We start from the raw sequence: 26,126 nt of genomic DNA, 5'->3' as shown, positions 1-26,126 counted from the left end.
GGGGCTAAGCAAAAATGTGGCGTGAAAGGTGTTAACTGGTAAGCAATTCGGCCTATAATTAGTAAACGACGGTTCTCCGAGCTTTCTGTCCTACGTCTATGATACGGATAGTGAGCCGTGGCAATAGTGCCACCGGGGTGAGAAGAGAAATTGACTCACCTCCCCTTACTTGGAAAGGTGATCATGTCTCAGCTACAAGACAATTTTGGTCGAAGATTTCACTATTTACGGATGTCAGTCACTGACGTTTGTAATTTCAAATGCACTTACTGCCTTCCTGATGGCTACCGTCCCGATGGTAAGCCTAAGTTTTTAGATCTTAATGAGATTGAAAATCTAGTCGGCGCTTTCGGCGAAGTGGGTACGCAAAAAATTCGTATTACGGGTGGCGAGCCCACACTGCGTAAAGACTTTAGCGACATTATTCGTATTGTGGCCGATAACGACAATATCTCTACTATTGCCACGACGACCAATGGTTATCGCTTAGAAAAGCACGCTAAGGAGTGGTTTGATGCAGGATTAAGACGCATCAACGTCTCTATCGACAGCTTAGACCCGCGCATGTTTTATCAGATCACCGGCGAAAACAAGTTCGATGAGGTGATGCGTGGCGTCGATGCAGCATTATCGGCCGGCTTCGAGCGAGTAAAAATTAATGCAGTTCTGCTTAAAGGGCTGAACGACAAAGATTTACCGCGCTTTTTGCACTGGATTAAAAATACGCCTATCGACCTGCGGTTTATCGAATTGATGGAAACTGGGTTAGGACGTGACTATTTTCAGGCACATCACCTTGCCGGTGCCGACATCAAAACCCAGCTAATACAAGACGGCTGGCATTTAGATCGTTCGGCAGTCGATGATGGGCCAGCACAAAACTTCAGCCATGACGATTTTAAAGGCCGTATTGGTTTGATCATGCCTTATGAGAAAAACTTCTGTGCTAACTGTAATCGTCTGCGGGTATCGGCTAAAGGTAAGTTGCACTTATGCCTATTTACCGAACACGGCGTCGACCTTAGAGACTTGCTACAGCAACGTGAGCAGCGCAGCGAGCTTATTGAGCGGCTGCATGGTCAACTGCAGACCAAAAAGCAAACTCATTTTCTTCATGATGGCATCACCGGCGTTACCCAACATTTAGCATCCATTGGCGGTTAATTGGCTTCTATGACCTAACGCAATAACATGGTGTTAGGGCATAGGTATACTCGTCTGCCAGTCAGATGCTTTGGGTAAGGCTGGTTATCGAATCCATTATTGAGTGAAGGGGCGTTATGGGCCATTGTACTACTTCGAAATTCATACCATTAAATATTGCGATCTTAACCCTGTCTGATACTCGCGATCTGAGCCGCGATACGTCGGGCCAGTTTTTAGCCGACGCGGTTGTCGATGCCGGTCATCGCTTGTTGGATCGTCAGTTGTGTAAAGATGATAAATACCAGATCCGGGCGCAGCTATCGCAATGGATAGCGGCCGATGATATACAAGTTATCATCACCACAGGAGGCACTGGCTTTACCGAACGCGACAATACCCCCGAAGCGGTACGCCCACTGTTTGACCGTGATATTGATGGTTTTGGTGAGTTATTTCGCCACATCACTTATAACGAGCTGGGTACGTCGACGGTGCAGTCGCGTGCCTTAGGTGGTTTTGCTAATAAGACGGCAATTTTTTGTTTACCCGGCTCAACTGGAGCCTGCCGCACTGGCTGGAATCAGATTATTAAACAGCAACTTGACGCCACACATAGGCCTTGTAACTTTGTAATGCATCTCAAAAAGGTAGCGACAGATGAGTAATCAATTCACCCATATTAATGCCGACGGTAACGCCCATATGGTCGATGTGACTGAAAAGGCGGTTACCGAGCGCGAAGCCCGCGCCGAAGCCTTTATCGAGATGGCGCCCGCGACCCTCGAGATGATCATGAGTGGCAGTCACCATAAAGGTGACGTATTTGCCACAGCCCGCATTGCCGGTATTCAAGCGGCAAAAAAAACCTCTGACTTAATTCCCCTGTGTCACCCATTGATGCTGACTAAGGTCGAGGTTGAACTGGAGGCACAGCCCGAATTTAATCGTGTGCGTATTACTAGCCTTTGTAAATTATCGGGCAAGACAGGCGTTGAGATGGAAGCCCTTACCGCGGCTTCGGTGGCGGCGTTAACGATTTACGATATGTGTAAAGCGGTGCAAAAAGATATGCTGATTTCGCAGACACGTCTCTTAGAGAAGCGTGGCGGCAAATCGGGTCACTTCAAGGTATAACGGCTACAAGCGTTTAAGGTATCGATAAATGATAAATGTACTTTTTTTTGCTCAAGTTCGTGAGCTATTGGGTGAAGGTTCGATAAAGGTTGAGGCATCCGATGCAACGTGTACCGCCGAAGGATTACGGGCGCAGCTGGCGGCTAAAGATGACAAATGGGCTAAAGTGATGGCGTCAGATAAGTTATTGGTGGCCGTCAATCAAACCATTAGCAGCTGGGATACCCCAGTTGAAGATGGCGATGAAGTGGCTTTCTTTCCTCCTGTGACGGGAGGCTAATATGACAGCGATGTTCGATCGGGTACTGGTGCAGACTGACGATTTTAGCGTGCCACAAGAATATGCCCGTATTGCCGATGATAATAGCGACGGCGCTGTGGTGACGTTTGTGGGTAAAGTGCGTGATTTCAATGACGGCAGTGCCGTTACCGATCTCACCTTAGAGCATTATCCGGGTATGACAGAAGCCGTACTGCAACAAATCACGGCACAGGCACGTGAGCGCTGGCCGCTCAACAAGGTGACCATTATTCACCGTGTGGGGACCATGGCGCTTGGTGAGCAGATAGTGTTTATTGGTGTCACCAGTGCGCACCGCAAAGCCGCGTTTGCCGCCTGCGAGTTCTTAATCGACTTTTTAAAGACCAAGGCGCCATTTTGGAAGCTAGAGGCGGGCGATCAGGGTAAAAACTGGGTCGAAGCCAAAGATGCCGATGAACAAGCGGCGCAGATGTGGCAACAAAAATAGCCGCAATTTAGGGCATATTCTAGGGTAGTACTGCTGACGTTAGCTATGTTTTGCCATGGCTGTTAGCCGCCGATATTGACGATAATCAGCGTCGCAGGATAGCCTTTTGTTAGCATTGGGGAGAGAGGTGTGAAGAGCTTTATTCGCGCTGTGGCGATATTCATCATGTGTGTTGGTACATCGCCAAGCTGGGCAAGTGATGCCCCCGCCATTGCGGCGGCGGCTAACATTAAGTTTGCGCTCGATAAAATTGCCGCTAATTTTACCCAAGATACGGGGCAGCGGGTGCGGATCTCCTATGGCTCTTCGGGTAATTTAGTGGCACAGATCCGCCATGGTGCGCCATTTGAACTGTTTTTATCTGCCGACGATAAATATATTTATCAATTGCATAAGCTTGGTGTCACCACTAGCGATGGCGAGCTGTATGCCATTGGGCGTTTAGCCTTAGCAGCCCCTAAAACCTCTGCTTTAGCGTTAGATCCCCAGCTAGAGGGGTTAAAAACCATGCTGCAACAAGGTCAGCTGCAACGGTTTGCTATCGCCAATCCCGATCATGCGCCTTATGGTGAGCGAGCTCGCGAATACCTTGAGCATCTTGGCATGTGGCAGCAAGTTCAATCCCATCTTATTTTTGGCGAAAATGTCTCCCAAGCGGCTCAATTTGCCTTGAGTGGCTCCACCGATGGCGGCATTGTGGCGTTATCTTTGGCGATGGCGCCCCAATTTCAAGCGGTTGGCCATTATGTGGCGCTGCCCAGTGAGTGGCATACGCCGCTTAATCAACGCATGGTATTGACTGAGAAAGCGGGCGATACCGCCAAACTCTTTTATGATTACCTGCAGCAGGCAAAGTCGCGTGCTGTATTTACCGAGTTTGGTTTTGGTTTGCCTGAACTCACATCTCCGGGAGCGTAATAGATGGATTGGCAGGCGTTAGGTTTATCGATCAAATTAAGCTCTGTCACTGTGTTGATTCTGATCCCTTTCGCTATCTGGGTGGGGCGCTTGTTGGCCTATCATCAATTTCGCGGCAAATCTTGGGTCGAAGCCTTGATCATGGTGCCTTTGGTGTTACCGCCTACCGTTATCGGCTATTACCTGCTGGTGGGACTTGGTAGTCAGTCTTGGTTAGGCCAGTTGCTACAAAATGTGCTTGGGCAGCAGTTAGTATTCCACTTTTCAGGGCTGGTGGTCGCCTCGGTGTTAGTCAATATTCCGTTTGCTATTCAGCCCATTCAACGTGCCTTTGAGGCGGTACCCGAAGAGGTGCGTGATGCTGCAGCGTGTTGTGGTATGAGTCCGTTTAAAGCGTTAACCAAAATTGAGCTGCCCCTCGTGTGGCCTGGTGTACTGACCGCCTTGGTGCTCTGTTTTTCGCATGTGTTAGGCGAATTTGGTGTGGTATTGATGATGGGCGGCAACATTGCCGGTGAAACTAAGACCATCGCCATCTCGATTTATGACAGTGTACAAGCCTTCGATTTTGTCAGTGCTGGACAGATGTCGTTGGTATTACTGCTGTTTGCGGTTACGGCGCTGGCGCTGACCACCAGTTTGTCACGCCGTTTGGGAGGCTTAAGTGTCTCAAGACGTCGCTGATCTGTATTGCAGGGTTAATCAAACCCAAGAGATAGTGCTCGATGCCGAGTTTACCTGCCGTGCGGGTGAAGTGTTGGCGGTGGTGGGGCCATCGGGAGGCGGTAAGTCGACGCTACTGCGGATGATTGCGGGGTTAGCCAAGCCTCAAGCGGGAGAGATACGCTATGGCGAGCGTCAGTGGTTTAATAGTCAGCAGGGGGATTACCTTACCCCACAGCAGCGTCATTTAGGCTATGTGCCGCAACACTTTGGCTTGTTTCCCAATATGACGGCGCTCGAAAATGTGGTGGCTGCGCTCGATCATATCCCCAAGGCCGAGCGAGTTGAGCGGGCCAAAGATTGGTTAGAGCGAGTCAATTTACACGGTCTACCAGACCGACTCCCGGCTAATTTGTCGGGCGGTCAACGTCAACGGGTTGCTTTAGCGCGAGCGTTGGCGCGTCAGCCTTCGGTATTACTGCTCGATGAGCCTTTTTCTGCGGTCGATCGTGAAACCCGCGAGCGCCTGTATCTTGAGTTAGCGAGGCTTAAAGAGCAGTTATCGATTCCGGTGATTATGGTCACTCATGATCTCAATGAAGCCCTGTTGCTCGCCGATAGCATGATTTTAATCAGCCAAGGCGTGTTGTTACAACAAGGCGCTCCCAGAGACGTACTCACCCGGCCACGTAATGAAGCGGTGGCAAAGCAGATGGGACTGCGCAATGTGTTTGATGCTGAGGTGGTGGCGCAAGAAGAAGCGCGGCAGATCACTTGGTTGAAGTTTGGTGATCACCTCATCGCCAGCAGTTATTTTGACAGCCTAGATATTGGCTCCACGGTACGCTGGGTGATCCCCAATCAAGGCATTCGGTTTAACTCCATTGCTAAGGGGCGTCTGTGTCGGAGCTTTAACAAGTTGATTATCACAGTGGAGTCGACCTTGGCAATGGGTGAAACCATGCGCATCGTTGCCAGTATCAAGGGGGTAAAACATAGTCTCAATGCCGAGGTGCCGTTACATTTGGCGCAAAAGCTGGCCCTAGCCCCAGGGGTTGAGACTGAGGTGGCACTGAAATCAGAGCTTATCCATATCTTAGAAACCAGCGTTGCAGACTAGATGAACTCCGTAGATTGTATGATCAATGATTAATCTCTTTTCCATCTCTTTTCCATCATAGTGACTCTACAATAGCGCTTATTATGATCGGTGCGGTAGAGGAGCATAAAAGATGGCTAAAAAACTGACGGGTTCATTAATATTAGCTTGTGTACTGACCTTACCTAGCGTGGTGGCTTATAGCTATGCCAGCTCGTCTGTGGCGCAGACGGCAGCAGAAGCGGCTAAGGCTAAGCCCGATACTCCCGTTGCGCTCACTGGACACTTGGTAAAGAGCCTAGGGGAGGAAAAATACCTGTTTAAAGACCACAGCGGTGAGGTCGAAGTCGAAATCGACAATGCCTTATGGCGTGATATTGAGGTGTTGACTAACACCACAGTCACCCTAAAAGGTGAGGTGGATGATGAATGGCAAGGGGTTGAGATTGAAATTGATGCAATCGATCTCCTAGCAGATTAACACTAGCCCGCAGCTTGTTGCTGGGGTTAAGATACCGATATTAAACATTTTATGGAGGAGTTATGGCTCGTTGGTTAATCAGTTTAGTGCTGTTATCTAGTGTCAGTGTTGCTGGGGTTGCCAACGCGAACTCGACAGTACTGGAGTTACTATCAGATAGCCAGAGTCTGACGCCGCAGCAGCTGATTGCGCAAGCGGAAAAAAGTTACCCTGGCGTGATTTCAGAATTTGATATCGATGTGATTAATGGTGAGCTGATCTATGAAGTGAGTATGATCGACACCCAAGCCGATACCGTCACAGAATTTGAATTTTGGGCTAAAGATGGCAAGCTTATTAGGCAGAAAGTGGCAACCTTAGAGGCCGACGATCGTGACGAACTGAAAGCAGTGCGCATGATGCAAGAGATGGAGCTGGGTTTTTCACAGTTGCTTAAAACAGCCATGGGCGATAGCACGGCGCATATTGTCGAAGCGCAACTCGATCATGACTTGGGGATCAGTTACCTTGAGCTCAAATTAATTGATCAACATGGCAAACGTCGCTTGGCGTTTGATATTGAAAACCAGCGGCCTTTGCCCCTACTAAAGTGGGATTAATTGAATGAAAATATTGCTCGTAGAAGATGATGCCACCACAATTGATTATGTGGTGAAAGGCTTTACCGAACAGGGGCACAATATTGAAACCGCAAGCGATGGCCATCAAGGTCTGCTGCTTGCCACGAGTATGCAATACGATCTGATTATCTTAGACCGTATGTTGCCCCAGCTTGACGGACTCAAGGTATTAGCCGCGCTACGAGCAACGGGTAATCAAACCCCAGTGCTTATCTTATCGGCCCTTAGCCACGTAGATGAGCGAGTTAAGGGGCTTAGAGCCGGCGGCGATGATTACATGACTAAGCCCTTTGCCTTTTCTGAGCTGTTAGTGCGTGCAGAAAAACTGATGCAGCGAGGTAACTCTGCCCCTGCGCACACCGAATTAGCCGTCGGCAATTTGGTGATGGAACTACTAACGCGTAAAGTGACCTTAGCTGGCCATGAGATCCTGTTGCAACCAAAAGAATTCCAACTACTTAAGTACTTGATGGAACATCCTAATCAGGTGATCAGTCGTACCTTACTGTTTGAAGCGGTATGGGACTATCACTTCGATCCGCGCACCAATGTGATTGATGTGCATATTGCTAAGCTGCGTCGCAAGTTTGAAGAGCTTGGTTTTGGTGAGTTAATCGAAACCGTTCGAGGGGCTGGTTATCGCCTACGTCAAGGGCATTAAGCCTTACCAGAGTAGTGCCTGGCGGATCACTATCATCTTTTCAGGTTTAGTGACCTTGATCATCGGCACCTTGCTATTTGGTATGTATCGCCAGCTGATAAACGAGCAAGATCTGCAAACCAATCAGCATTTAGCGGCAGAAAAACAGCGCTATCAACAGATGGCGCTGACGCTCGATAGACGCAGTTTTGCGACTCAAATCCGTACCGCCGATCCTAAAACCGCCTTAGTGGTGTGGCGTAGCTCGCTCGATCTTGTCGGGGCCTTGAGCCTTATGCCTGACGATATGCCTATTTTGCCTGAAACCCGAGAGTTTCCTATTTTGGCGGGGGGCGCAGACAAGCTGCATATTTTAACCGGTGGCTTAGTTATCACCCGTTATGGTCCAGTGTTAATTGCCACGCGAACCGACCAGCTAGCGACCCTCATCGAGCGATTTGTGAACGCGGCGATCACCGCTCTGATGTTGACGATCGTATTAACCTTAGCCCTAGGTTACTTGTTTTCTAAGGCTATTCTCCGCCGCTTAGTGCAGTACAATCGCTTAAGCCGGCGTATTGAAAAAGGGGAGTATTCGACACGGTTACCCGTGAGTTGGCGCCAAGATGAATTTGACATGCTGGCGGGTAAGTTTAATGGCGTGCTCGACACGCTAGAAAACAACCTTAACGCGGTGCGAGGGGCTACCGATAATATCGCGCACGATTTACGTACTCCTTTGTCGCATCTGCGCATGGGGATAGAACAACTGCCGAATAAGTCGGCCGATGAGCTCGGCGAAGCCTGCGCAATTTTAACTGAAGAGCTGGACGATTGTTTAGCTACCTTTGATGCTATGTTGTCGTTAACTCGTATCGAAGAAGGGCAGCAAATTCTCGAGTTACAGCCTCTAAGTCTACAAGCCATGTGTAGTGATTTATATGAGATGGCGGATGCAATGGCGGAGCTTAACGAGCAAACATTGTCGCTGCAGACCGCTGACGATTATACGGTGATGGGTGATAAATACCTGTTGTTCCAAGCTTTATTTAATCTGGTCGATAATGCGATTAAGTATGCAGGCCAAGGCGCCAGCGTGCAGATAGTACAGCGTGGCAACCAAGTTCAAATTATCGATAATGGCCCAGGTATTCCGCCAGAGGCGACCGAAAAGGTGTTTGATCGCTTAGTACGGCTTGATCCAAGTCGTCACCATAAAGGCACCGGGTTAGGGTTATCGCTAGTGAAAGCCATTCTGCAGCGTCATAATGCGCGTATTACTCTTAGCGACAATCAACCTGGGTTGATTGTCACCATTGAATTCTCCTAATCTACATAGGTCAATATGTATCAAATCATTGCCGATGAAGTCGATTTTTTAGTGATCGACAAGTCGCCCAAGGTGCATTTTCACAGTCAAGATGGTAGCGCCGGCGTGATGGCGCAGATTGAGCTAGATTTAGCGATTAAGCTCTATTCTGTGCATCGGCTCGACACCATGACCTCTGGGCTATTGTTGTTTGCTAAAAGTAGCCAAGCTGCGGCCCGTTTTACGGCGATGTTTACTGCGCACCAAATTCAGAAATATTACCTCGCGCTGGCGAAGGGGAAACCTAAGAAGAAGCAGGGCAGTATTGTTGGCGATATGGCAAAGTCGCGCCGTAGCATGTATAAATTACTACGTAGCATTGAAAATCCGGCGGTGACGCAGTTTTTTTCGCAGTCGGTTGACGAAGGTCTGCGGCTCTATTTGCTGAAACCATTAAGTGGTAAGACGCACCAGTTACGCGTAGCGTTGGCCAGTATCGGTGTGCCTATTTTAGGGGATGAGCTTTATGGTGGCGCGACCGCGGATCGGGGTTACTTACACGCCTATGGTTTACATTTTGAGTGGTCAGGAAACATGTATTCTTACTTAGTAGCGCCGACATCGGGTGAATGGTTTGGCCATGAGGCCATTAAGCGTCAGTTACACACATGGGCTGAGCCTGAGTTGTTAGCTTGGCCAAAGCAAAAATGATGACAAAAGGAAGAGGCTAAAATGGATACAAATAAATTATTACTGGTGATTATTGCCATCTTATTGCCCCCAGTTGCCGTATTTTTAAAAAGTGGCGTTGGCCAAGATCTGTTGATCAATGTGATCCTATGTTTGCTATTTTTTATCCCCGGAATGCTGCATGCACTTTGGGTAGTGACTAAATGATAAGCAGATGATGAAAACAAAAGCACAGTTAAGGCTGTGCTTTTTTGTGGGTGATTTTCAGGATGGTTTTTTTCGTTACTGCCTGATTTTAAATTACTTAACCTTTAAGGTGACTTGCGATTTTGAGTTAGATCACATAATTGTATGGGGTAAAATTTGGCGTAAAAATGTACTGACGCAGCGGTGCAAGCTCACAAATGAGCTTTTTTGGGGTATACTCGCCGTCATGAATAGAAAGAAAAAAATCAATCAAACCCTGAAAGCTAAGGCCAAGAAAGCCAATGCTAAGCTGCACCACACGGGCAAGCCTAAGTATATTTCGAAGGCTGAACGTGAGCGTTTAGCGGTTGAGATTGAACATTCATCCGAAAATGCGTCTTAGCACTAAGCGCATAAATTTACCCAATTTCATTTTCCAGTCACTGAGATAATCATCCATTTATAGAAATCGCTCGGATGCGTTGCAGAGTTACTCTGTTGGCGTATTTGTATAGCGCGTGGCGGTTACCGATTATGCTTAATCAATCGTTAACTCACCAAATGGGATTGTTTTAACCGCGGACTTATTTTGTTATGAGTTTAGCGCACAAGGTGAGGCCGCGATAGACGCTGTAGTATCGGTCGTTGCGGACGGTTTTGCCGAAATAGGAGTGTTATGAATACTGTTTATTCTGTTGGAGAGCTCGAGTCTTTTTTGGTGGCTATTTTAGTCCTCTTTCTCGGTCACTCAGTTAATCGTCATGTATCTGTATTTAAAAAATATAATATCCCAGAACCGATTGTGGGTGGTTTAATCATCGCAGCGGTTATCGCCATACTGCATTTTAATCAGATCTCGTTAGAGTTTACGCTGTCGATGCAGAACACCTTGATGATGATGTTTTTTGCCACAGTAGGATTAGCGGCAAGTTATAAGTTATTGATGAAAGGCGGCACTAAGGTTTTTCTCTTTTTAGGTATCGCCTCTTTATATATCGTGATTCAAAATGCGGTGGGGGTTGGTATGGCTACCGCGTTAGGGCTAGAACCTCTAATGGGGTTGATTGCAGGGTCAATAACCCTGTCGGGTGGCCACGGTACGGGTGCCGCTTGGGCGCAAACGTTCTCTGAAAACTACGGCATCAATACCCTTGAGTTTGCGATGGCGGCAGCCACGTTTGGCCTCGTAATGGGCGGTATTATCGGTGGCCCTGTTGCACAGCGACTCATCAATAAGCATGGCCTAGTATCCTCTTATGGTGTGGGTGGCAACCATCATAAAGATCACCCAGATTTAGTGACCTATGATCAGTTAGAAGAAGACCGAGTTACCGCTAAGAGTATTCTTGAGGTGCTGTTTATTTTGCTGCTATGTGTGGGCGGAGCAAAATGGTTTAGCTCGTTGGTGAGTATGTTCGAACTCAACTGGTTACGAATGCCTGACTTTGTTTATGCATTGTTTTTTGGCGTGATGATCACCAATATCACTGAGTTATCGCGTGGCTATAAAATTAATAGCGAAAGCGTAGATGTGATTGGTACCGTGTCTTTATCGCTGTTTTTGGCGATGGCATTGATGAACTTAAAGCTGTGGGAAATTTTTGACCTCGCGGTGCCGCTATTGATTATTTTACTGATTCAAACGGTAGTGTTAGCGCTATTTGCCTACTTTGTTACCTTTAAACTGATGGGCAGTAATTATGATGCCGCAGTAATGGCGGGTGGTCACTGTGGTTTTGGTATGGGGGCGACGCCAACCGCAGTGATGAATATGGGGGCATTAGTCTCGAGAACAGGGCCTTCGCCACAAGCCTTTATGGTGGTGCCCATTGTTGGTGCTTTCTTTATCGATATCGTCAATGTAGTGATTTTAAAAGGCTATTTGAGCTTTATCATGTAAACATTAGCATGGCGCGCCATGTTGCTCGCTTTGCTTAAACGACTTAACGACAAACGGCACTTACTCAAGTAAGTGCCGTTTGTCGTTAAGCAGTAAATAGGTGGCTTCAGTGCAGCGCCGGAATGAAGTAGAGGCTGTTACTGTAGACCTTTTGCGCGTCGAGCCAGCTATTTCTAAACAGTAGGTTATCGGTTAGCGCCACTATGGCTCCCTGACCATGGCGTTCAACTCGGATGGCAGGGGTTTGGCTGAAGCTGCGCTGATATTCTGTTGCCAGATAGCCATCCAATAGCGGTTCATCAGCATAACTTGCGGCGGTGGTAAAAGAGCTTGAACCGGCGAGTAATCCCAGTGGCTTATTCTTGAGTATCGGCAGAATGTTGCCTTGTAGGCCGAAATTGATCGGGTGAGAGGTATCGAGATCCAGTGCCAATATGGCTCCGCCAATCGCCTTGCGTGCCCTTAGTGTCGCTTGCTCGTCAAAGCGCATGCCGTCAGTGGCAAATAACTGTTCAAATGCCCGTGGATTTCTCACATCACTCTTTAATAAGTTGCCTTTGCTTAGCCAGCTTAAGGCGCCCTTTTGCGCCACGATCACTCCGCCATTATTAACAAACTGTCCCAGTTTACGGGCGAGCTTTTCATCGATATTTTGATAGCTGCCATCGGCAAGAAACAGATGGGTGTATCGGTTAAGAGGCAGACTAGGCAAGCGAGACACATCCACTTGGGTGAGCGGCGCCGCCAAATGTTGATCCATAAAATACCCTAGCTCACCCACTTCTGACGCCGAGGTACCATAACCTGTGATCACCACTGCTTTGATTGGCGCAATAGGGTGAAAATCGGGACTGCCTAAATCGATACCTGATAACGCGCGGCTACTGGTAACCGTGGCCATGGTGAGACGATGGTGAGTGGCGAGCGAAATAAGCAGTTCTCTTAATGGTGCGCTAGCCATGGTTTGACGACCTAAGGGGATTTGCAATGTGCCAGCGGTAAAATCGCTCGCACCTGCTGAGGTCATGATGCTGAATGGTTTGGCGGCAAATTTTACTTTAACCCCATGACTAAGGAGCTGCTGTAGTACGGTCGCCGCATGATGTTGTCGCCAATCAATGAGCACGGCTACGCTGTCAGCAGCAATGCTTAGTGGCGCGTCAAGCGGGCGTTGGCTGCTTAGTGTATCCACATCTAGGCTGACATCACGGGCCAGTTGTAAATTATAGGCGTAGGTGAAGTTCCAACTGGAGACATCATAAAAGGTGGCATCGTCGAATTCGGTGCGTTGATCAAATAGTGCCAGTAGTAAGCTTTTTTGCGGCTGATTAATTGGGATAAATAGGCTATCGCGCGGCGCGTAATCATGGCGTCCTTGGCGCAGACCTTCTCGCAGGTAAAAAAATAGGATCTGATGCTGCTGTAACACCTGGGCTAAGTCATCGCGTCGGCCCGGATCTTGACTCGTGCTGATCAATAAGCCGCTTTCGCGCCCCGAAGGCTGATGCTTATCCTTGCGTTGATAAAAGCGTGTTTGAAACAGCTGTAACTCTTGTTTAAGTGCTAACGCCCCTTTAAGACTGGAAAACGACGTCGCCACTTGGTTTGCAATTGCCTGCTCAAAAACCAGCATGCCATTGTCAGATTCCTGTTGCTGCCCACGTACACTGGCCTGCTCAAACAGCATCCCGACAGAGCCATTGATATCAGGGTAGGTTGAACCTTTACCATAGTAAAAGTCATCAAACATTTGTTGGCTAAAATAGGGTTGCTGCCGTGTATCGAGCGCCTTAGCATGGTAGGCGGCTAGTTGATGGGTCAGTCGTTGGTTTTCTTCTGGGGTCAGCGGATGAGTGCGTTTAGGCACTCCAGGTTGAAAGAAGTAACTTTGGTTGTGGCCCATTTCATGAAAGTCGCCAACATAGTGAGGGTGCCAGCGATGAAACAGGGCGATGCGTGCGCGCGTTTCCGGATGGCGCAAGAACAGCCAGTCACGATTAAGGTCGGCAAAATAATGATTTGAACGCCCACTAGGCCAATTTTGTTGATGTTCATTATGGTTGCCATCACTGTTATTTACTTTACCTGTGTAGTTATTGGCCCAAGTAGAAAAGCGGTCTAAACCGTCAGGGTTTTGGGTTGGGGTGATGAGTACCACAGCGTTATCGAGCAAGTCGATAACCCAAGGTTCTTGGCTGCTACTGAGTTGATGGCTCACTGTTAATGCGGCATGCGCACCACTGGCTTCATCACCATGAATACTATAGGCCAACCAGATGACCAAGGGGCCCGTTTGTGGCTGGCCGCTTTTAACTTGGGCGCGTTGAGCCATGATCTGTTTAAGATTGGCTTGATTTGCGGCTGAGGTAATCACCGCCGTGAGTTGTGAGCGAGCTTCATGGCTGCTGCCAGTCGATTCTAGGCTTACTCGAGGGCTTTGACGTGCCAACTGTTTGAGGTAGAAGTTTATTTGGTCGTGTCGTAGATGCCAGCTGCCTAGTGGATACCCTAAAAACTGGCTCGGTGATTCGATGGCCGAGGTTGTTGCTATAGCCGATGTGGCGGTAGTCACATTTTGATTAATCGATGCTGCTTGAGCAATGAGTGGCGTAAAAAACAGCAGCAGTAGGCAGAGTCGCAGCATCATTAGAGTCTTTATTATTGTATATAAAGGTTAAATTAACAGCTCGATGAAATCGTTACCATAGCCAGTCGTCACTTTATACGACACTTTTTAGACAAAAAATTACTGTCTAATCGCCATAGGGGCTACAAAGCTGTTAGGAGTCGGAGTATCATAGTGGTAATTCTTACTAAAACACTCGGGTTTAACCTGACGGAGCATGTCTTAATGATCACCATTTCCGATGCAGCTCAGGCACATTTTGTAAAGCTACTCGCTGATCAGCCTGAAGGAACTCATATTCGCGTATTTGTTATCAGCCCTGGTACTCCATCGGCAGAGTGCGGCGTGTCTTATTGCCCACCCGATGCCGTTGAAGCCGATGATATCGAGCTAGAGTTTAATGGTTTTCATGCCATGGTTGATGAAAAGAGCGCTCCTTTTCTGGAAGATGCCTCAATTGATTTCGTCACCGATCAACTCGGTTCGCAACTGACGCTCAAAGCGCCTAATGCCAAGATGCGTAAAGTCGATAATGATGCGCCATTGAAAGAGCGTATCGAGTACGTGATTCAATCTGAAATCAATCCACAGCTGGCCAGCCATGGTGGTAATATCATGCTGGTCGAAATCGATGCCGCAGGCGTTGCAGTACTCCAATTTGGTGGTGGATGTAACGGTTGTTCTATGGTTGATGTGACCCTGAAGGATGGTATCGAGAAGCAACTGCTTGATATGTTCCCTGGCGAATTGACTGGTGTACGAGATGTGACAGAACATCAGCATGGCGACCATTCATACCAGTAACCTTGATTGGGTGAGTTCTGCTTACTGCAGGATGACGTTTATTACGGGATGACTTAGGTCATCCCGTTTTATTTTGTCGCCAATGGTGCATCGTATGTGGTGGCTTGTATTAGGCCTGCATCAATCTGGTTTTTAAACGGTAGTGATAATGCCATGCGAGAGTGACACTTCTAGCAAGCATAAACACACTCATCGCGGCCCATAAGGCATGATTACCACTGGTTTGCAGTAGCCACCATGTGGGAAAAAACACGCCAAAGGTCGACAATATCATGCTATTACGCATGGTGGCACCTTCGGCTGCGCCAATATAAACACCATCAAACAGGTAAGATCCGAACGCCAAAAGCGGCATGAATATCACCCAGATCAGGTACTCTTGCGCCACTTGCTGCACCGCATCAATACTGGTGAGGAGGGTAATAAATTGTCCGCCTAATGTGGCAAAGCATAATACAAATAGCAGGGCAGCAAGGGTTGACCAAAGGGTGGCTAATGTCACTGAATCTGACATTCGCTGTGGATTGTGTTCGCCAAAGGCCCGCCCCACTTCAGCCTCGGCGTAGTAGGCGATACCATCTAAGGCATAGGAAATTAGCAATAATAGGTTGAGCAGTACCGCATTGGCAGCGACGGTATTATCGCCTAAGCTGGCGCCTTCGAAGGTCATAAAGGCGAATGTGAGTTGTAAGCAGAGGCTACGAATAAAGATATCGCGATTGAGTCCCAAAAGTTTGTGGTAGCTGCGAAGTGATAATTGGCGACATAAAGTGAGTAGGTGAAAGCCACCCTGTTTGGCAATCACCCGGGATACCATGGTCGCCGCTACCGCAAAGCCCGTGATATCGGCAAATACCGATGCCCATGCCGCACCCTGTACGCCCCAATCGAATGCGATAACAAATAACAGATCCAATAAAATATTGGTACAATTGGCCGCGATCAGTTGCCACATGGCGGCTTTGGGTTGCTGCCTTCCGAGGAGCCACCCCAGCATGGCTAAGTTCATCAGCGCAAAGGGAGTCGACCAGATCCGTATGTGAAAGTAAGCCTGGCTGTAATAGAGTACCTCGGCGCTCGCATCAGATAGTGATAGTGCCAAGGTCATAATCGGCGACTGAAATAAGATGGCCGCGGTCCCGAGTAATAGGGCTAAACTGGCCGATTGCAACAACAGTCGATATTGCGCTTGCGTGTCGCCAGCTCCGAAGGCCTGCGCTACCAAACCTGTGGTCGACATGCGCAGAAATCCCAATACCCATAAGAGCAAAGTAATAAGGGTTGAGCCAACAGCAACACCCCCTAAATAATAAGCGTTACTCAGATGTCCCACCACGGCCGTATCGACTAAGCCTAGTAAGGGCACGGTAATGTTTGACAGAATCATGGGCAACGCAAGTGCAAGCAAATGCCTGTTTTTCTGTTTATCTAACAGTAAATTAACTAGGGACATAGATTCTCAGAGGTTACTTAATATGTTAAAGCGCGTTTTAGTTACGCTGATATGCTGCTTGAGCTTTTCGGCTCAGGCGGTGGTGATTTTACAGTATCATCATGTGTCAGAAGATACACCTAGAGTCACCAGTGTGACGCCATTAGAGTTTCGTCAACAGATGGCCTACCTGAGTGATAATGGCTTTACCGTTATCCCTCTGTCAGAGGTGGTCGATGGACTCAAAGCCGATAAAGCCTTTGCCGATAAAACGGTGGCGATCACTTTCGATGATGGCTATCAAAACATTGCCGATAATGCCCATCCAATTTTAAAAGAATATGGTTTTCCTTACACCATCTTTATCGCTGTCGAGCCAATAGAGCAGCAATATCGCGATGTGATGAATTGGATGACCTTGAAGCAGTTAGCCGCTGATGGCGTCGAGTTGGCGAACCACAGTTGGGGGCATGAGCATCTGATCCGTCGTCTCGACGGTGAAACCGAATCCGATTGGTTGACGCGGATTGAAACTAATCTGTTGGCAACCGAAGCGCAAATAGTGGCGAAAACGGGTCAGAGTTTGAAGATGTTGGCTTACCCTTATGGCGAATATAACGCGGCGATAGAAGCATTGCTTAGCAAGCTAGGCTTTGTCGGGTTTGGGCAACAATCGGGGGCCGCAGGCCATTATTCTAGCTTAACGGCGTTGCCTCGCTTCCCGGTGGCGGGCGCCTATGCGGATCTGTCTAGCTTAAAAGTGAAGTTGTACAGTTTAAACATGCCGGTATTGGCATTGTCTCCGGCGAATACCGAGCTAGCGCTAGGTGATTGGCGTCCAGAGATGAAGGTTAAGTTAGACATGAGTGATATCTACCCTCATCAGTTGATGTGCTTTATACAAGGACAGGGAGCCGCTAAGCCACTGTGGGTAAGTGAAGATGAGTTTGTTGTGCGCGCAGGACTCGACCTGCCGCCAGGTCGATCACGCTACAACTGCACTGCGCCCAGTAAGCAAAGTGGGCGTTACTATTGGTTCTCCCAAGCTTGGGTGCGACCTAAAAACGACGGTACTTGGGTTAAAGAGTAGCGGGCGTTAGCTTAGCGTTATCCATGCGGGCGATGCAGCTTGCTGTTTACAGCGTGTCATTGGCGGTGAGTTGCTGCAGATCGGCGACCAAGTTTTGGGTTGAGATCTGCGGCAGGCTGCTGAGTTGTGTCAGCTTAGGTTTAACCGTCGCGTAGCGTTCACCTTGTGGTGAGATGAGTGTCATCGAGGCGCTATGATCTACCTGATAATTCTCCCCCTCGCCAACCATGGCATAAACAAATCCAAGCTCGCGAGTCAGCGGCAGTAGCTGCGCGTGCGGCGCGGTGACCCCTATAAAGTCAGAATTAAAAAAATTCACATAATCTAATAACTTATCTGGCGTATCACGGCTCGGGTCTACAGATAAAAAGATCACTTGTAAATCCAGCTCAGGCGGTAAGCTCTGCACTGCGGCGGCCAGTTTTGCCATCGTAGTAGGGCACACATCGGGGCATGAGGTATAGCCGACAAACACCAGGCTCCATTTATGTAATAAGTGTTGGTTGGTAAATGCTTGCCCATGTTGGTCAACTAAGTTGAACTGTGATAAAGGCCGTTTAGTGGGATATAAATAGCTGGTGGTTAAGCTTAATGGCGGCGTCGCTGTTTGGTTAAGTGTATAAGCGGTTATCGCCCCCAATGTTGCACACACCAGTAGTATGCCCAGCAGCACAATTTTTTTCACAGGCGTTAACTCCATAAATAGTGGTCGACTAACAAAATTAAAAATAAGGCCATGAGATGGTAAATGGAAAATCGAAACACTTGCATTGCTAATTCCGGCTTATCGCGATATTTGAGCTGCCACGCCTTGTAGATAAAGCCACAGCTAAGCAGTGTCGAACCGATTAAGTAGAGCGGGCCGCACATACCAACCAGCACAGGATAAAGGCAGGCAAGCGCCAATAATATGGTATAGAGCAAGATACAGGTTTTAGTAAACTCAACGCCGTGAGTCACCGGCAGCATGGGCACATCCACCTTGGCATATTCGGTTTTACGGTGGATAGCCAATGCCCAAAAGTGGGGCGGGGTCCAGGCAAAAATGATGATCACCAATAACAGGGCATTAGCATGAAATTCGCCGGTGATGGCGGTCCAACCTAATAGTGGTGGCATGGCGCCTGCGAGCCCGCCTACGACAATATTTTGTGGTGTAGCGCGCTTTAGGTAGGCGGTGTAGATCACCGCGTAGCCAACGAGACTGGCAAATGTTAACCAAGCGGTGAGTGGATTCACCAAGGCATACAAAAGGATAAAGCCCAGCAATGCCATAGTGGTAGCAAATATCATCGCTTTAACGATGGAGATACGGCCTTTCGGCAGAGGGCGATTGTAGGTGCGCGCCATGAGACCATCTATACGGCGATCAATAAGATGATTATAGGCTGCAGCCGCCCCAGCCATCATGCCGATACCCACAAGGCCAGCAACCAAAGGTTGCAGAGGGACAGCCCCTGGCACGGCTAAGCACATACCCACCAATACCGTAAGTAACATTAACGCCACCACTTTAGGCTTGGTCATCTCTAAATAGGCGCGCCATTGAATATGGCTGGCTGCTGGGTTGCTGAGGGTTATCGGTTTTGTCATCGCTGCCTCGCTTATGCTTTACGCCACAGGGTGTAATTAATAAAGATCATGGTCAGCAGCAATAAAGCTGCCCCCGCGTTGTGAGCCACGGCAATGCCGAGCGGCAGATGCAGCACGACATTGGCGATTCCCAGCCCCACTTGTATTATCAACAAGGTGATAAGCACCCAAGCGCTGCGCTTAATCATGGCCGAACGTGCCTGTATCAATAGCCGATAGGCGAGCCAGAGAAGCAGTGTGGCGGTGATAATCGCGCCCATCCGGTGCGTGACATGTATGGTCATGCGTGATGCGTAATCGAGCACCCCAAATTCGTAGCTGCCTTCTGTTTGGTAGAACAAGTTGAACGCTTGCAGGGGTTGCAGATTATTGAGCCAGTCGCCCTCGCAGATGGGTAACGCAGTACAGGCGAGGGCGGCGTAATTAGATGAGGTCCAGCCGCCAAGCATGATTTGCAGCACTAACACGACAAGGCAGAGTAGCGCGAAGGGTGCGAGCTTTCTCACTTGAGGATCTCCCCCTACAATGCGCAACGGTGTGGTGCGTAAATACAAGATCCATAACAGCGACAGTAAGCTAAAGCCGCCAATGAGGTGTGACATCACCACTATAGGCATCAGCTGCATGGTGACAGTCCACATGCCTAGTGCCGCCTGAAATAGGATCAGTAGTGCGATAACGCTGGGCAGTTTTTTAGGGGCATCTTGAATTTTAAAACTGATATACAAGATATACAGCACCAGCAGCCCAAGGGCACCAGCAATATAGCGGTGTATCATCTCTAGCCAGGCTTTTTGGGTATCGACCGTATGCTCGGGGAAGGCTTGCTGCACTTGGCTTAGTTCATGGCTTTGTGTGGGCACTTTTAGCATGCCGTAGCAACCGGGCCAGTCTGGGCAACCAAGCCCAGCATCAGACAAGCGGGTATAAGCGCCCATTAAGATGACACATAAGGTAAATACTAATGTGAGTTTTAGCAGTGGCGTCATCTGCATTAGCCTATCCTCGATAATTTAAGCATCTTGCGTAAATCTGCAACCATGGCCTTACCTAGTAATACTTGCTGATCTTTAGTGTCCACCTGCTGATAACGCATCACCATAGCCCCAAGGGGGTCGACAATGATCAGCTGTTGCTGCGCCAGTAGTGCGCTAACGTCACGACTGGCCTTGGCGGTAGCAAAGTCAAACCCCTCGAGAGCGGAGCGATCGCTATTTTCTTGCAGCAAAATAATGGGGGTGACTCTTAATTGGTCACGCCCTAGGGCAATATGACTTTGGTGTAAAATATACAGACGGTTGAGGCAAGGGCTATCACAGTGTGCTGGTAACAAGTAGATCATCTGCCATGATTTGGGATGAGGGTTACTCATGTCGAGCTGGCTATATGTGGTATCAGGCATCAGCAGTTCGCCCTTGTTGGTCGCTCCACCGTGATACAGGTTCATGCTGAGCACCAACTTAGCCGCCACCACAGGTAGCACAAATACCAGTAGCAGTATCAATAATGGTTTAGTGCTTTTACGTTTGGGGGAGTTCATCTTAGCTCCTCTTGTTGATCACTTTGTGGCTGACATGGACTCAGCGCAGAAAAAGGCCAACTTCCCGAGACGGCTAGGAAGTGATTACAGGGTACGGTATCGATAATCGCTGTATTTATGTTCTAACCTACAAGGTCTTGTGATGTTAAGCAACTGCTCAATATCACCTGGTTTCGTTATTTATTTTGACGCTAACTTATTGTTTTTATTTTTCTTATCCATACATACCCCATGAGTAAGGCGAAGGCGGCCGCCATTGCAAACCACTGTAATGCATAGCCGTGATGCTTGTGAGCACTCAAGGGGATGGGCTGCCAAGGGTGTGCCAGTTCAGTTGGTAGCCTAGAGGTGGGCTGCAAGACCACAGGGGCCAAGCGGCGCTGTAACTGCTGCTGCAGTGCGGTAATATTGAGGTTTTGAATTCGCATAGGATCACCAGACTCAGCAAATAGTTGCTCGCTCAGCGGGTTGAGAGATTTTTGATATAGCCTACCGCTTAAGGAAACTGAGCTCGTGATTGGCTGCACTTGAGGTAAGGCGCGCCGATCTATGCCGCCAGGGACAAAACCTAACTCAACCAGTAATGCCGTTTCATGAGGAGCGACTTGCATCACTTGCAGCACCAAATACCCCACAGTGCCGTTATAGACTTGGTTGTCGAGCATAATAATGGGGGAAGCGGTTGGGCTGACGTCGACCTGTAAACGGTAACCGGTTAAGGCCGTGTCTGTTGTCATAGTCAGCAGTTGAGGATATGACAGCGGCGCCGATGCTTGGCGAGCGGTTAATTGCTGCTGCCATGCGGCTTTTTCATCGGCACGGCTGAGTTGCCAAAACCCGAGCTTGACCAAGATGCTAAACACCAGCACAGTAATACAAACAACTAAGGCCGTTGTCCATGACAACCCACGTTTAGGAGCCTGCATGAGTGCAATATTGCTATTTAAAGTGGCATTAGTATTACTGCTTTTTTTCATCATTTTTAATCTTGGGCGTGCGTTGTTTATCTTAGTGAAAGGGGAAAGTAAGATCCCCATGAGCCAATATTTAGGCCGCCGGGTATTGTTTTCGCTATTGGTGATCCTACTGCTGCTACTAGCACTAGGGTTGGGGCTAATTACTCCCAACCCTAGGCCTTATTAGCTACAGCACATACACAAAAATAAATAAGCATAGCCAGACCACATCGACAAAATGCCAATACCAACTGCCCGCCTGAAAAGCAAAGTGTTTATCTGGGGTGAAGTGACCTTTTAACACTCTAAAAAACAACACCAATAAGAAGATGGTGCCTAAGGTCACGTGCATGCCGTGGAAACCGGTGAGCAAGAAAAAGGTGTTGCCATAAACGCCAGAGGAGAGGGTCAGCCCCATCTCCTGATAAGCATGAGCATATTCTTCAACCTGTAACAGTAAGAAGGCCAACCCGAGTAAGATGGTCAGCCCCAACCACAGGGTGAGGGCGGTGCGTTTCCCCTTTTCGAGACTAACATGGGCAAAGTGTAAGGTGACCGATGATGTGAGTAATATGATGGTGTTGTACAGTGGTAAGCCCGTCCACCCCATTACTTGGGTTTTGGTGCCATCTGGCGTGGTGACCAAGGGCCACATCGCTTCAAAGGTAGGCCACAACACTTCGTGTGTCATGGCGTTATTGGAGGCTCCGCCTAGCCATGGCACGGCTATCATACGGGCATAGAGTAACGCGCCAAAAAAAGCGGCAAAAAACATCACCTCCGAAAAAATAAACCAGCTCATCCCTTGGCGAAACGATCTGTCCATCTGTTTCGAATAGAGTCCAGCCATCGATTCGTCAATCACGGTTCTGAACCAGCCAAAAATCATATACACAATCACTGCAATTCCGGCAGTCAGAATATAACCGCCGCTCGATTGCTCGCTATTGAGCTGCTGTATATAAGTACCTGCCCCAAAGGCGATTAAAAATAGCCCGATGGCGCCTATTATGGGCCAGGCACTTTGCGCTGGCACATAATAGTGTTCGTGTTTAGTGGTCATTTTGCCGCTCCTTGCTCAACAGCGCCGACATAACCCTTGTCGGTAATGTTGTAGAGAGTATAGGAAAGTGTCAGCGTCGATATCGTGTCTGGTAGATCGGGATCGACATAGAAAATTAGCGGTAATGCAGCACTACCTTGCGCCGCTAACAGCTGCTGATTAAAGCAGAAACACTCGGTTTTATTAAAGTAGGCTGCCCCCTGCCCAGGTGAAACCGAGGGAATGGCTTGGCCTACGGTGGTCGCGAGCGCTAGGCTCTTAGCGTTAAAGTTGGTGCGTACAAGCTCACCAGGGTGAACCTGCATACGTTTGACTTCGGGCGTAAATTCCCATGGCATATCCTGTTGTATGTTAGCCATAAATTCGACGGTTATCACTCGCGACGTATCTATGGTCATTGGCTTGTAAGTCGACGCTGTCGATTGTGTTTTACCGTTAATCCCCAATTGTTCACACAGCACGTCGTATAACGGCACCAAGGCAAATCCAAAGCCAAACATGCCTATGGCACCAGTCATTAGCCAGATGATCAGCTTGCGGTTCGATGTTGCCGTGGGCTGGGACATGTTATTTCACCTCAGGTGGAGTCGAGAATGAGTGATAAGGAGCCGGGCTTGGCAGAGTCCATTCCAGCCCTTCGGCACCATCCCAAGGTTTAGCTGGTGCTTTTTCACCGCCCTTGATGCACTTAATCACCAAGGCGAGAAAGATAAACTGCGATAGCCCGAAAGCGAAGCCGCCAATAGAGACAATTTGGTTAACATCAGCAAATTGAATTGCATAATCAGGAATTCGACGCGGCATTCCCGCGAGTCCTAAAAAGTGCATAGGGAAAAACAACACGTTAACTGAGATAACCGAACACCAAAAATGCAGTTTACCCAACTTCTCGTCATACATATGCCCGGTCCATTTAGGTAGCCAATAATAGGCGGCCGCCATAATGGAGAAGATGGCCCCTGTGACCAATACATAATGGAAGTGAGCCACCACGAAATAGGTATCGTGATACTGGAAATCCACCGGAGTAATGGCCAGCATCAACCCCGAAAATCCGCCTATGGTGAACAGTATGATAAAGGCGATGGCAAACAACATAGGCGTTTCAAAACTGAGTGATCCGCGCCACATGGTGGCGACCCAATTAAAGACCTTAACCCCAGTTGGTACCGCGATGAGCATAGTACAATACATAAAAAACAGTTCAGCAAATACTGGCATACCTGTGGTAAACATATGGTGTGCCCAAACCAAGAAGGACAAAATCGCAATACTGGCAGTGGCATAAACCATAGAGGAGTAACCAAAGAGACGTTTGCGACTAAAGGCGGGCACAATAGCCGATATGATCCCAAATGAAGGTAAGATCATAATGTAGACCTCGGGGTGGCCGAAGAACCAGAAAATATGCTGAAACATCACAGGATCGCCGCCACCTGCTGCATCAAAGAAGCTGGTGCCAAAATATTTATCCGTCAGCACCATAGTGACCACCCCTGCAAGCACAGGCATGACGGCGATCAACAAGAAAGCGGTGATTAACCAGGTCCACACAAATAGCGGTAATTTCATCCAACTCATGCCGGGGGCGCGCATATTCACAATCGTCACCACCACGTTGATGGCTCCCATGATGGAGCTGATCCCCATAATATGGATAGAAAATACAAACAGTGCCGTGCTATCAGGGCTATAAGTGGTGGATAACGGAGCATAGAATGTCCAACCAAAGTTGGGGCCACCACCTTCCATAAAGAGTGAGCTTAATAATATGGTAAAGGCGAAGGGTAAAATCCAAAAGCTCCAGTTATTCATCCGTGGTAGCGCCATATCAGGTGCGCCAATCATCATGGGTATTAGCCAGTTTGCAAGCCCTGTAAAGGCGGGCATGACGGCACCAAACACCATGATCAAGCCATGTACAGTGGTCATTTGATTAAAAAAGTTGGGCTCGATTAATTGCAGACCCGGTTGAAACAACTCGGCCCGGATCACCATGGCCATGGCACCGCCAGTAAGAAACATAATAAAGCTGAACCACAGGTATAAGGTGCCGATATCTTTATGATTAGTGGTAAATAGCCAACGTTTTATGCCGGTTGGGTGAGCTTCGTGGTGTTCGTTAGACTCTTCAATATGAGCGGCATCCATATTGGCTTCGCGGGTTGTTGTATTCATCATGCCTCCCTATTGACCATGTTGACTAACGTCAGCGGCTTGGACGGTATCACCGACATCATTGCCCCAAGCGTTACGCTCATATGTCACCACAGCCGCTATCTCCTGTGGTGTTAGCTGTCCAGCGAAGGCTTGCATTGCAGTGCCCACCTTTCCATTAACCACAATATCGATATGTGCAGTGACTGGGCCGGTGGCAATGGCGCTGGCTTTTAATCCGGGGAACACCCCAGGAAGTCCCATGCCATTTGGCTGGTGGCAGGCGGCGCAGCGTGCCATGTATATCTGCTCACCTTGGGTCATCAGTTCATCCATCGATAAGGTTTGTGATAACGAGGCTTCGGTCGCGGCGGCGGCGATTGTGGCTTGGTTTTTTTGCTCTTCGATCCAGATATCAAAATCGGCTTCAGACAACACTTCAACCACTATGGGCATAAAGCCGTGATCCTTACCGCACAGCTCTGCACATTGGCCGCGGTACGTGCCGGGTTTATCCACGCGGGTCCAGGCTTCATTGATGAAACCGGGGTTAGCATCTTTTTTTACCGCAAAGGCCGGCACCCACCAAGAATGGATCACATCATCTGAGGTCATCAAGAAACGCACTTTTTTATTAATGGGAAGCACTAGGGGTTTGTCGACTTCTAATAGATAGTTTTCGCCCTTCGTTTCACTGCCTTCAATTTGTGCTCTAGGGGTAGCAAGCAAGCTGTAGTATTCGATATCGTGATCAAAGTAACTGTAATGCCATTTCCACTGTGAACCCGTTACCTTGATGGTGATATCTGCATCGCTAGGATCTTCCATGGCGATAAGGGTTTTCGTGGCAGGGATAGCCATCAGAATCAAGATAACAAAAGGCACGATAGTCCAAGCTATTTCGACTTTAGTGCTTTCATGGAAATTGGCTGCCACCGCGCCTTTTGAGCGACGATGGTTAATGATGGAGTAGATCATTGCTCCAAACACTATGATGCCGATGGCGCAACAGATATAGAGAATGGTCATATGAAGGCCAAAAACTTTGCCACTGATCTCTGTTACCCCTGGTGTCATATTAAGGGGCATATCGGCTGCGAATATGGGCGGGGCTAGTAATAACCCCAGCAAGCTATACCACAGATGCTTCACTAGACTTCTCCTCTGTCAATTGCGAAGGCAACTACAAAGAAAAGTCACACAGTATGTCTCGGCTCCATGCAAACTTTTCAGTTCCCAAAAAAGCAACGATGACTTCATAGTGCGCTGGTGGTATGGATGTTGTTATTGCTGGTGGTCACCACACTTGCACTTACGGCTGACTATATCA

29 protein-coding genes, 1 pseudogene and 1 riboswitch are annotated in these 26,126 nt (G+C 48.5%); of the genes and pseudogenes, 19 read left to right on the top strand and 11 right to left on the bottom strand.

Features of this window, described 5'->3' with window-relative positions; genetic code table 11:
• Positions 1 to 62 precede the first annotated feature (62 nt).
• Positions 63 to 196: riboswitch (molybdenum cofactor riboswitch) on the top strand.
• The 16 genes from moaA to gltS all read left to right on the top strand — a co-directional run bounded on the left by moaA (position 184) and on the right by gltS (position 11,535).
• Entirely contained in the window at positions 184 to 1,164 is a 981-nt protein-coding gene (moaA, locus tag DN599_RS16675; RefSeq protein ID WP_110458729.1) for a GTP 3',8-cyclase MoaA, read from the top strand. It overlaps the preceding riboswitch by 13 nt.
• 116 nt (positions 1,165 to 1,280) lie before the next feature.
• Positions 1,281 to 1,811 carry a molybdenum cofactor biosynthesis protein B gene (gene moaB, locus DN599_RS16670; protein ID WP_110458728.1) on the top strand — a complete coding sequence of 177 codons (531 nt, stop codon included), beginning with the start codon at positions 1,281 to 1,283 and terminating at the stop codon, positions 1,809 to 1,811.
• Positions 1,804 to 2,280 (top strand): cyclic pyranopterin monophosphate synthase MoaC, encoded by a 477-nt coding sequence (gene moaC, locus DN599_RS16665; RefSeq protein ID WP_110458727.1) that lies wholly within the window; start codon positions 1,804 to 1,806, stop codon positions 2,278 to 2,280. Before moaB ends, moaC begins: the two co-directional genes overlap by 8 nt.
• 28 nt (positions 2,281 to 2,308) lie before the next feature.
• A complete protein-coding gene (gene moaD, locus DN599_RS16660; RefSeq protein WP_110458726.1) occupies positions 2,309 to 2,560 on the top strand; it encodes a molybdopterin synthase sulfur carrier subunit in 252 nt (83 codons plus the stop codon).
• Between the two features lies 1 nt (position 2,561).
• Positions 2,562 to 3,029 (top strand): molybdopterin synthase catalytic subunit MoaE, encoded by a 468-nt coding sequence (gene moaE / locus DN599_RS16655; RefSeq protein ID WP_162599231.1) that lies wholly within the window; start codon positions 2,562 to 2,564, stop codon positions 3,027 to 3,029.
• Between the two features lie 165 nt (positions 3,030 to 3,194).
• Positions 3,195 to 3,947 (top strand): molybdate ABC transporter substrate-binding protein, encoded by a 753-nt coding sequence (gene modA / locus DN599_RS16650; protein WP_110458833.1) that lies wholly within the window; start codon positions 3,195 to 3,197, stop codon positions 3,945 to 3,947.
• A gap of 3 nt (positions 3,948 to 3,950) precedes the next feature.
• Complete coding sequence (gene modB / locus DN599_RS16645; protein WP_110458725.1) at positions 3,951 to 4,631, top strand: molybdate ABC transporter permease subunit; 681 nt, start codon at positions 3,951 to 3,953, stop codon at positions 4,629 to 4,631.
• The gene (locus DN599_RS16640) at positions 4,612 to 5,730 is read left to right on the top strand and encodes an ABC transporter ATP-binding protein (RefSeq protein WP_110458724.1); all 1,119 of its coding nucleotides are present in this window, start codon (positions 4,612 to 4,614) and stop codon (positions 5,728 to 5,730) included. The genes modB and DN599_RS16640 overlap by 20 nt, the downstream gene beginning before the upstream one ends.
• A gap of 112 nt (positions 5,731 to 5,842) precedes the next feature.
• Complete coding sequence (locus DN599_RS16635; protein WP_110458723.1) at positions 5,843 to 6,190, top strand: NirD/YgiW/YdeI family stress tolerance protein; 348 nt, start codon at positions 5,843 to 5,845, stop codon at positions 6,188 to 6,190.
• A 62-nt stretch (positions 6,191 to 6,252) separates the two neighbouring features.
• Positions 6,253 to 6,789: a PepSY domain-containing protein gene (locus DN599_RS16630; protein WP_110458722.1), complete on the top strand. Its 537-nt coding sequence runs from the start codon at positions 6,253 to 6,255 to the stop codon at positions 6,787 to 6,789.
• 4 nt (positions 6,790 to 6,793) lie between these two features.
• Positions 6,794 to 7,471 (top strand): response regulator transcription factor, encoded by a 678-nt coding sequence (locus DN599_RS16625; RefSeq protein ID WP_110458721.1) that lies wholly within the window; start codon positions 6,794 to 6,796, stop codon positions 7,469 to 7,471.
• Between the two features lie 49 nt (positions 7,472 to 7,520).
• The gene (locus DN599_RS16620; RefSeq protein ID WP_110458720.1) at positions 7,521 to 8,780 is read left to right on the top strand and encodes a sensor histidine kinase; all 1,260 of its coding nucleotides are present in this window, start codon (positions 7,521 to 7,523) and stop codon (positions 8,778 to 8,780) included.
• Positions 8,781 to 8,795: 15 nt separating this feature from the next.
• Positions 8,796 to 9,470 carry a TIGR01621 family pseudouridine synthase gene (locus tag DN599_RS16615; RefSeq protein ID WP_110458719.1) on the top strand — a complete coding sequence of 225 codons (675 nt, stop codon included), beginning with the start codon at positions 8,796 to 8,798 and terminating at the stop codon, positions 9,468 to 9,470.
• Positions 9,471 to 9,491: 21 nt separating this feature from the next.
• On the top strand, positions 9,492 to 9,656 hold the full coding sequence (locus DN599_RS16610) for a YqaE/Pmp3 family membrane protein (RefSeq protein WP_110458718.1): 165 nt from the start codon (positions 9,492 to 9,494) through the stop codon (positions 9,654 to 9,656).
• Positions 9,657 to 9,663: 7 nt separating this feature from the next.
• Positions 9,664 to 10,038, top strand: a complete 375-nt coding sequence (locus tag DN599_RS19015) for a DUF2986 domain-containing protein (RefSeq protein WP_239473337.1) — start codon at positions 9,664 to 9,666, stop codon at positions 10,036 to 10,038.
• A gap of 273 nt (positions 10,039 to 10,311) precedes the next feature.
• Positions 10,312 to 11,535, top strand: a complete 1,224-nt coding sequence (gene gltS, locus DN599_RS16600) for a sodium/glutamate symporter (RefSeq protein ID WP_110458717.1) — start codon at positions 10,312 to 10,314, stop codon at positions 11,533 to 11,535.
• Between the two features lie 106 nt (positions 11,536 to 11,641).
• On the opposite strand, the gene DN599_RS16595 is transcribed toward gltS, so the two are convergent.
• The gene (locus DN599_RS16595; protein ID WP_239473336.1) at positions 11,642 to 14,182 is read right to left on the bottom strand and encodes a M14 family zinc carboxypeptidase; all 2,541 of its coding nucleotides are present in this window, start codon (positions 14,180 to 14,182) and stop codon (positions 11,642 to 11,644) included.
• A gap of 204 nt (positions 14,183 to 14,386) precedes the next feature.
• On the opposite strand from DN599_RS16595, the gene nfuA reads away from it, so the two are divergent.
• Positions 14,387 to 14,965: a Fe-S biogenesis protein NfuA gene (gene nfuA / locus DN599_RS16590; protein WP_110458715.1), complete on the top strand. Its 579-nt coding sequence runs from the start codon at positions 14,387 to 14,389 to the stop codon at positions 14,963 to 14,965.
• A gap of 109 nt (positions 14,966 to 15,074) precedes the next feature.
• Here the strand turns inward: nfuA and DN599_RS16585 are convergent, their stop codons facing one another.
• Positions 15,075 to 16,418 (bottom strand): MATE family efflux transporter, encoded by a 1,344-nt coding sequence (locus DN599_RS16585; protein ID WP_110458714.1) that lies wholly within the window; start codon positions 16,416 to 16,418, stop codon positions 15,075 to 15,077.
• A gap of 22 nt (positions 16,419 to 16,440) precedes the next feature.
• On the opposite strand from DN599_RS16585, the gene DN599_RS16580 reads away from it, so the two are divergent.
• Positions 16,441 to 17,487, top strand: coding sequence for a polysaccharide deacetylase family protein (locus tag DN599_RS16580; RefSeq protein WP_110458713.1), 1,047 nt, complete (start codon positions 16,441 to 16,443; stop codon positions 17,485 to 17,487).
• A 46-nt stretch (positions 17,488 to 17,533) separates the two neighbouring features.
• Here DN599_RS16580 and DN599_RS16575 read toward each other — a convergent pair whose 3' ends face one another.
• The 5 genes from DN599_RS16575 to DN599_RS16555 form a co-directional block, all read right to left on the bottom strand.
• Positions 17,534 to 18,187 (bottom strand): SCO family protein, encoded by a 654-nt coding sequence (locus tag DN599_RS16575; RefSeq protein WP_110458712.1) that lies wholly within the window; start codon positions 18,185 to 18,187, stop codon positions 17,534 to 17,536.
• Complete coding sequence (gene cyoE, locus DN599_RS16570; RefSeq protein ID WP_110458711.1) at positions 18,178 to 19,080, bottom strand: heme o synthase; 903 nt, start codon at positions 19,078 to 19,080, stop codon at positions 18,178 to 18,180. The genes DN599_RS16575 and cyoE overlap by 10 nt, the downstream gene beginning before the upstream one ends.
• Positions 19,081 to 19,091: 11 nt before the next feature.
• Positions 19,092 to 20,075, bottom strand: coding sequence for a COX15/CtaA family protein (locus DN599_RS16565; RefSeq protein WP_110458710.1), 984 nt, complete (start codon positions 20,073 to 20,075; stop codon positions 19,092 to 19,094).
• Entirely contained in the window at positions 20,075 to 20,620 is a 546-nt protein-coding gene (locus DN599_RS16560; RefSeq protein ID WP_110458709.1) for a hypothetical protein, read from the bottom strand. Before DN599_RS16560 ends, DN599_RS16565 begins: the two co-directional genes overlap by 1 nt.
• A gap of 191 nt (positions 20,621 to 20,811) precedes the next feature.
• Positions 20,812 to 21,546 carry an SURF1 family protein gene (locus DN599_RS16555; protein ID WP_110458708.1) on the bottom strand — a complete coding sequence of 245 codons (735 nt, stop codon included), beginning with the start codon at positions 21,544 to 21,546 and terminating at the stop codon, positions 20,812 to 20,814.
• Here DN599_RS16555 and DN599_RS16550 point away from each other — a divergent pair.
• Positions 21,545 to 21,763: a DUF2909 family protein gene (locus DN599_RS16550; RefSeq protein WP_110458707.1), complete on the top strand. Its 219-nt coding sequence runs from the start codon at positions 21,545 to 21,547 to the stop codon at positions 21,761 to 21,763. The genes DN599_RS16555 and DN599_RS16550 overlap by 2 nt on opposite strands.
• Here the strand turns inward: DN599_RS16550 and DN599_RS16545 are convergent, their stop codons facing one another.
• From DN599_RS16545 to coxB, 4 genes and pseudogenes are all read right to left on the bottom strand, one after another.
• Positions 21,764 to 22,639, bottom strand: a complete 876-nt coding sequence (locus DN599_RS16545; protein WP_110458706.1) for a cytochrome c oxidase subunit 3 — start codon at positions 22,637 to 22,639, stop codon at positions 21,764 to 21,766.
• Positions 22,636 to 23,205 carry a cytochrome c oxidase assembly protein gene (locus DN599_RS16540; RefSeq protein ID WP_110458705.1) on the bottom strand — a complete coding sequence of 190 codons (570 nt, stop codon included), beginning with the start codon at positions 23,203 to 23,205 and terminating at the stop codon, positions 22,636 to 22,638. The genes DN599_RS16545 and DN599_RS16540 overlap by 4 nt, the downstream gene beginning before the upstream one ends.
• Position 23,206: 1 nt before the next feature.
• Positions 23,207 to 24,817, bottom strand: coding sequence for a cytochrome c oxidase subunit I (gene ctaD / locus DN599_RS16535; RefSeq protein ID WP_110458704.1), 1,611 nt, complete (start codon positions 24,815 to 24,817; stop codon positions 23,207 to 23,209).
• 18 nt (positions 24,818 to 24,835) lie between these two features.
• A pseudogene (gene coxB, locus DN599_RS16530) lies at positions 24,836 to 25,948 on the bottom strand (cytochrome c oxidase subunit II); the annotation flags it as partial.
• Between the last annotated feature and the right edge of the window lie 178 nt (positions 25,949 to 26,126).

The organism is Shewanella algidipiscicola (assembly GCF_900380485.1).
Lineage (GTDB): Bacteria > Pseudomonadota > Gammaproteobacteria > Enterobacterales > Shewanellaceae > Shewanella > Shewanella algidipiscicola.
Note: the sequence above shows the minus strand (reverse complement) of the source record. Positions and strands in the feature narration are given on the sequence as shown.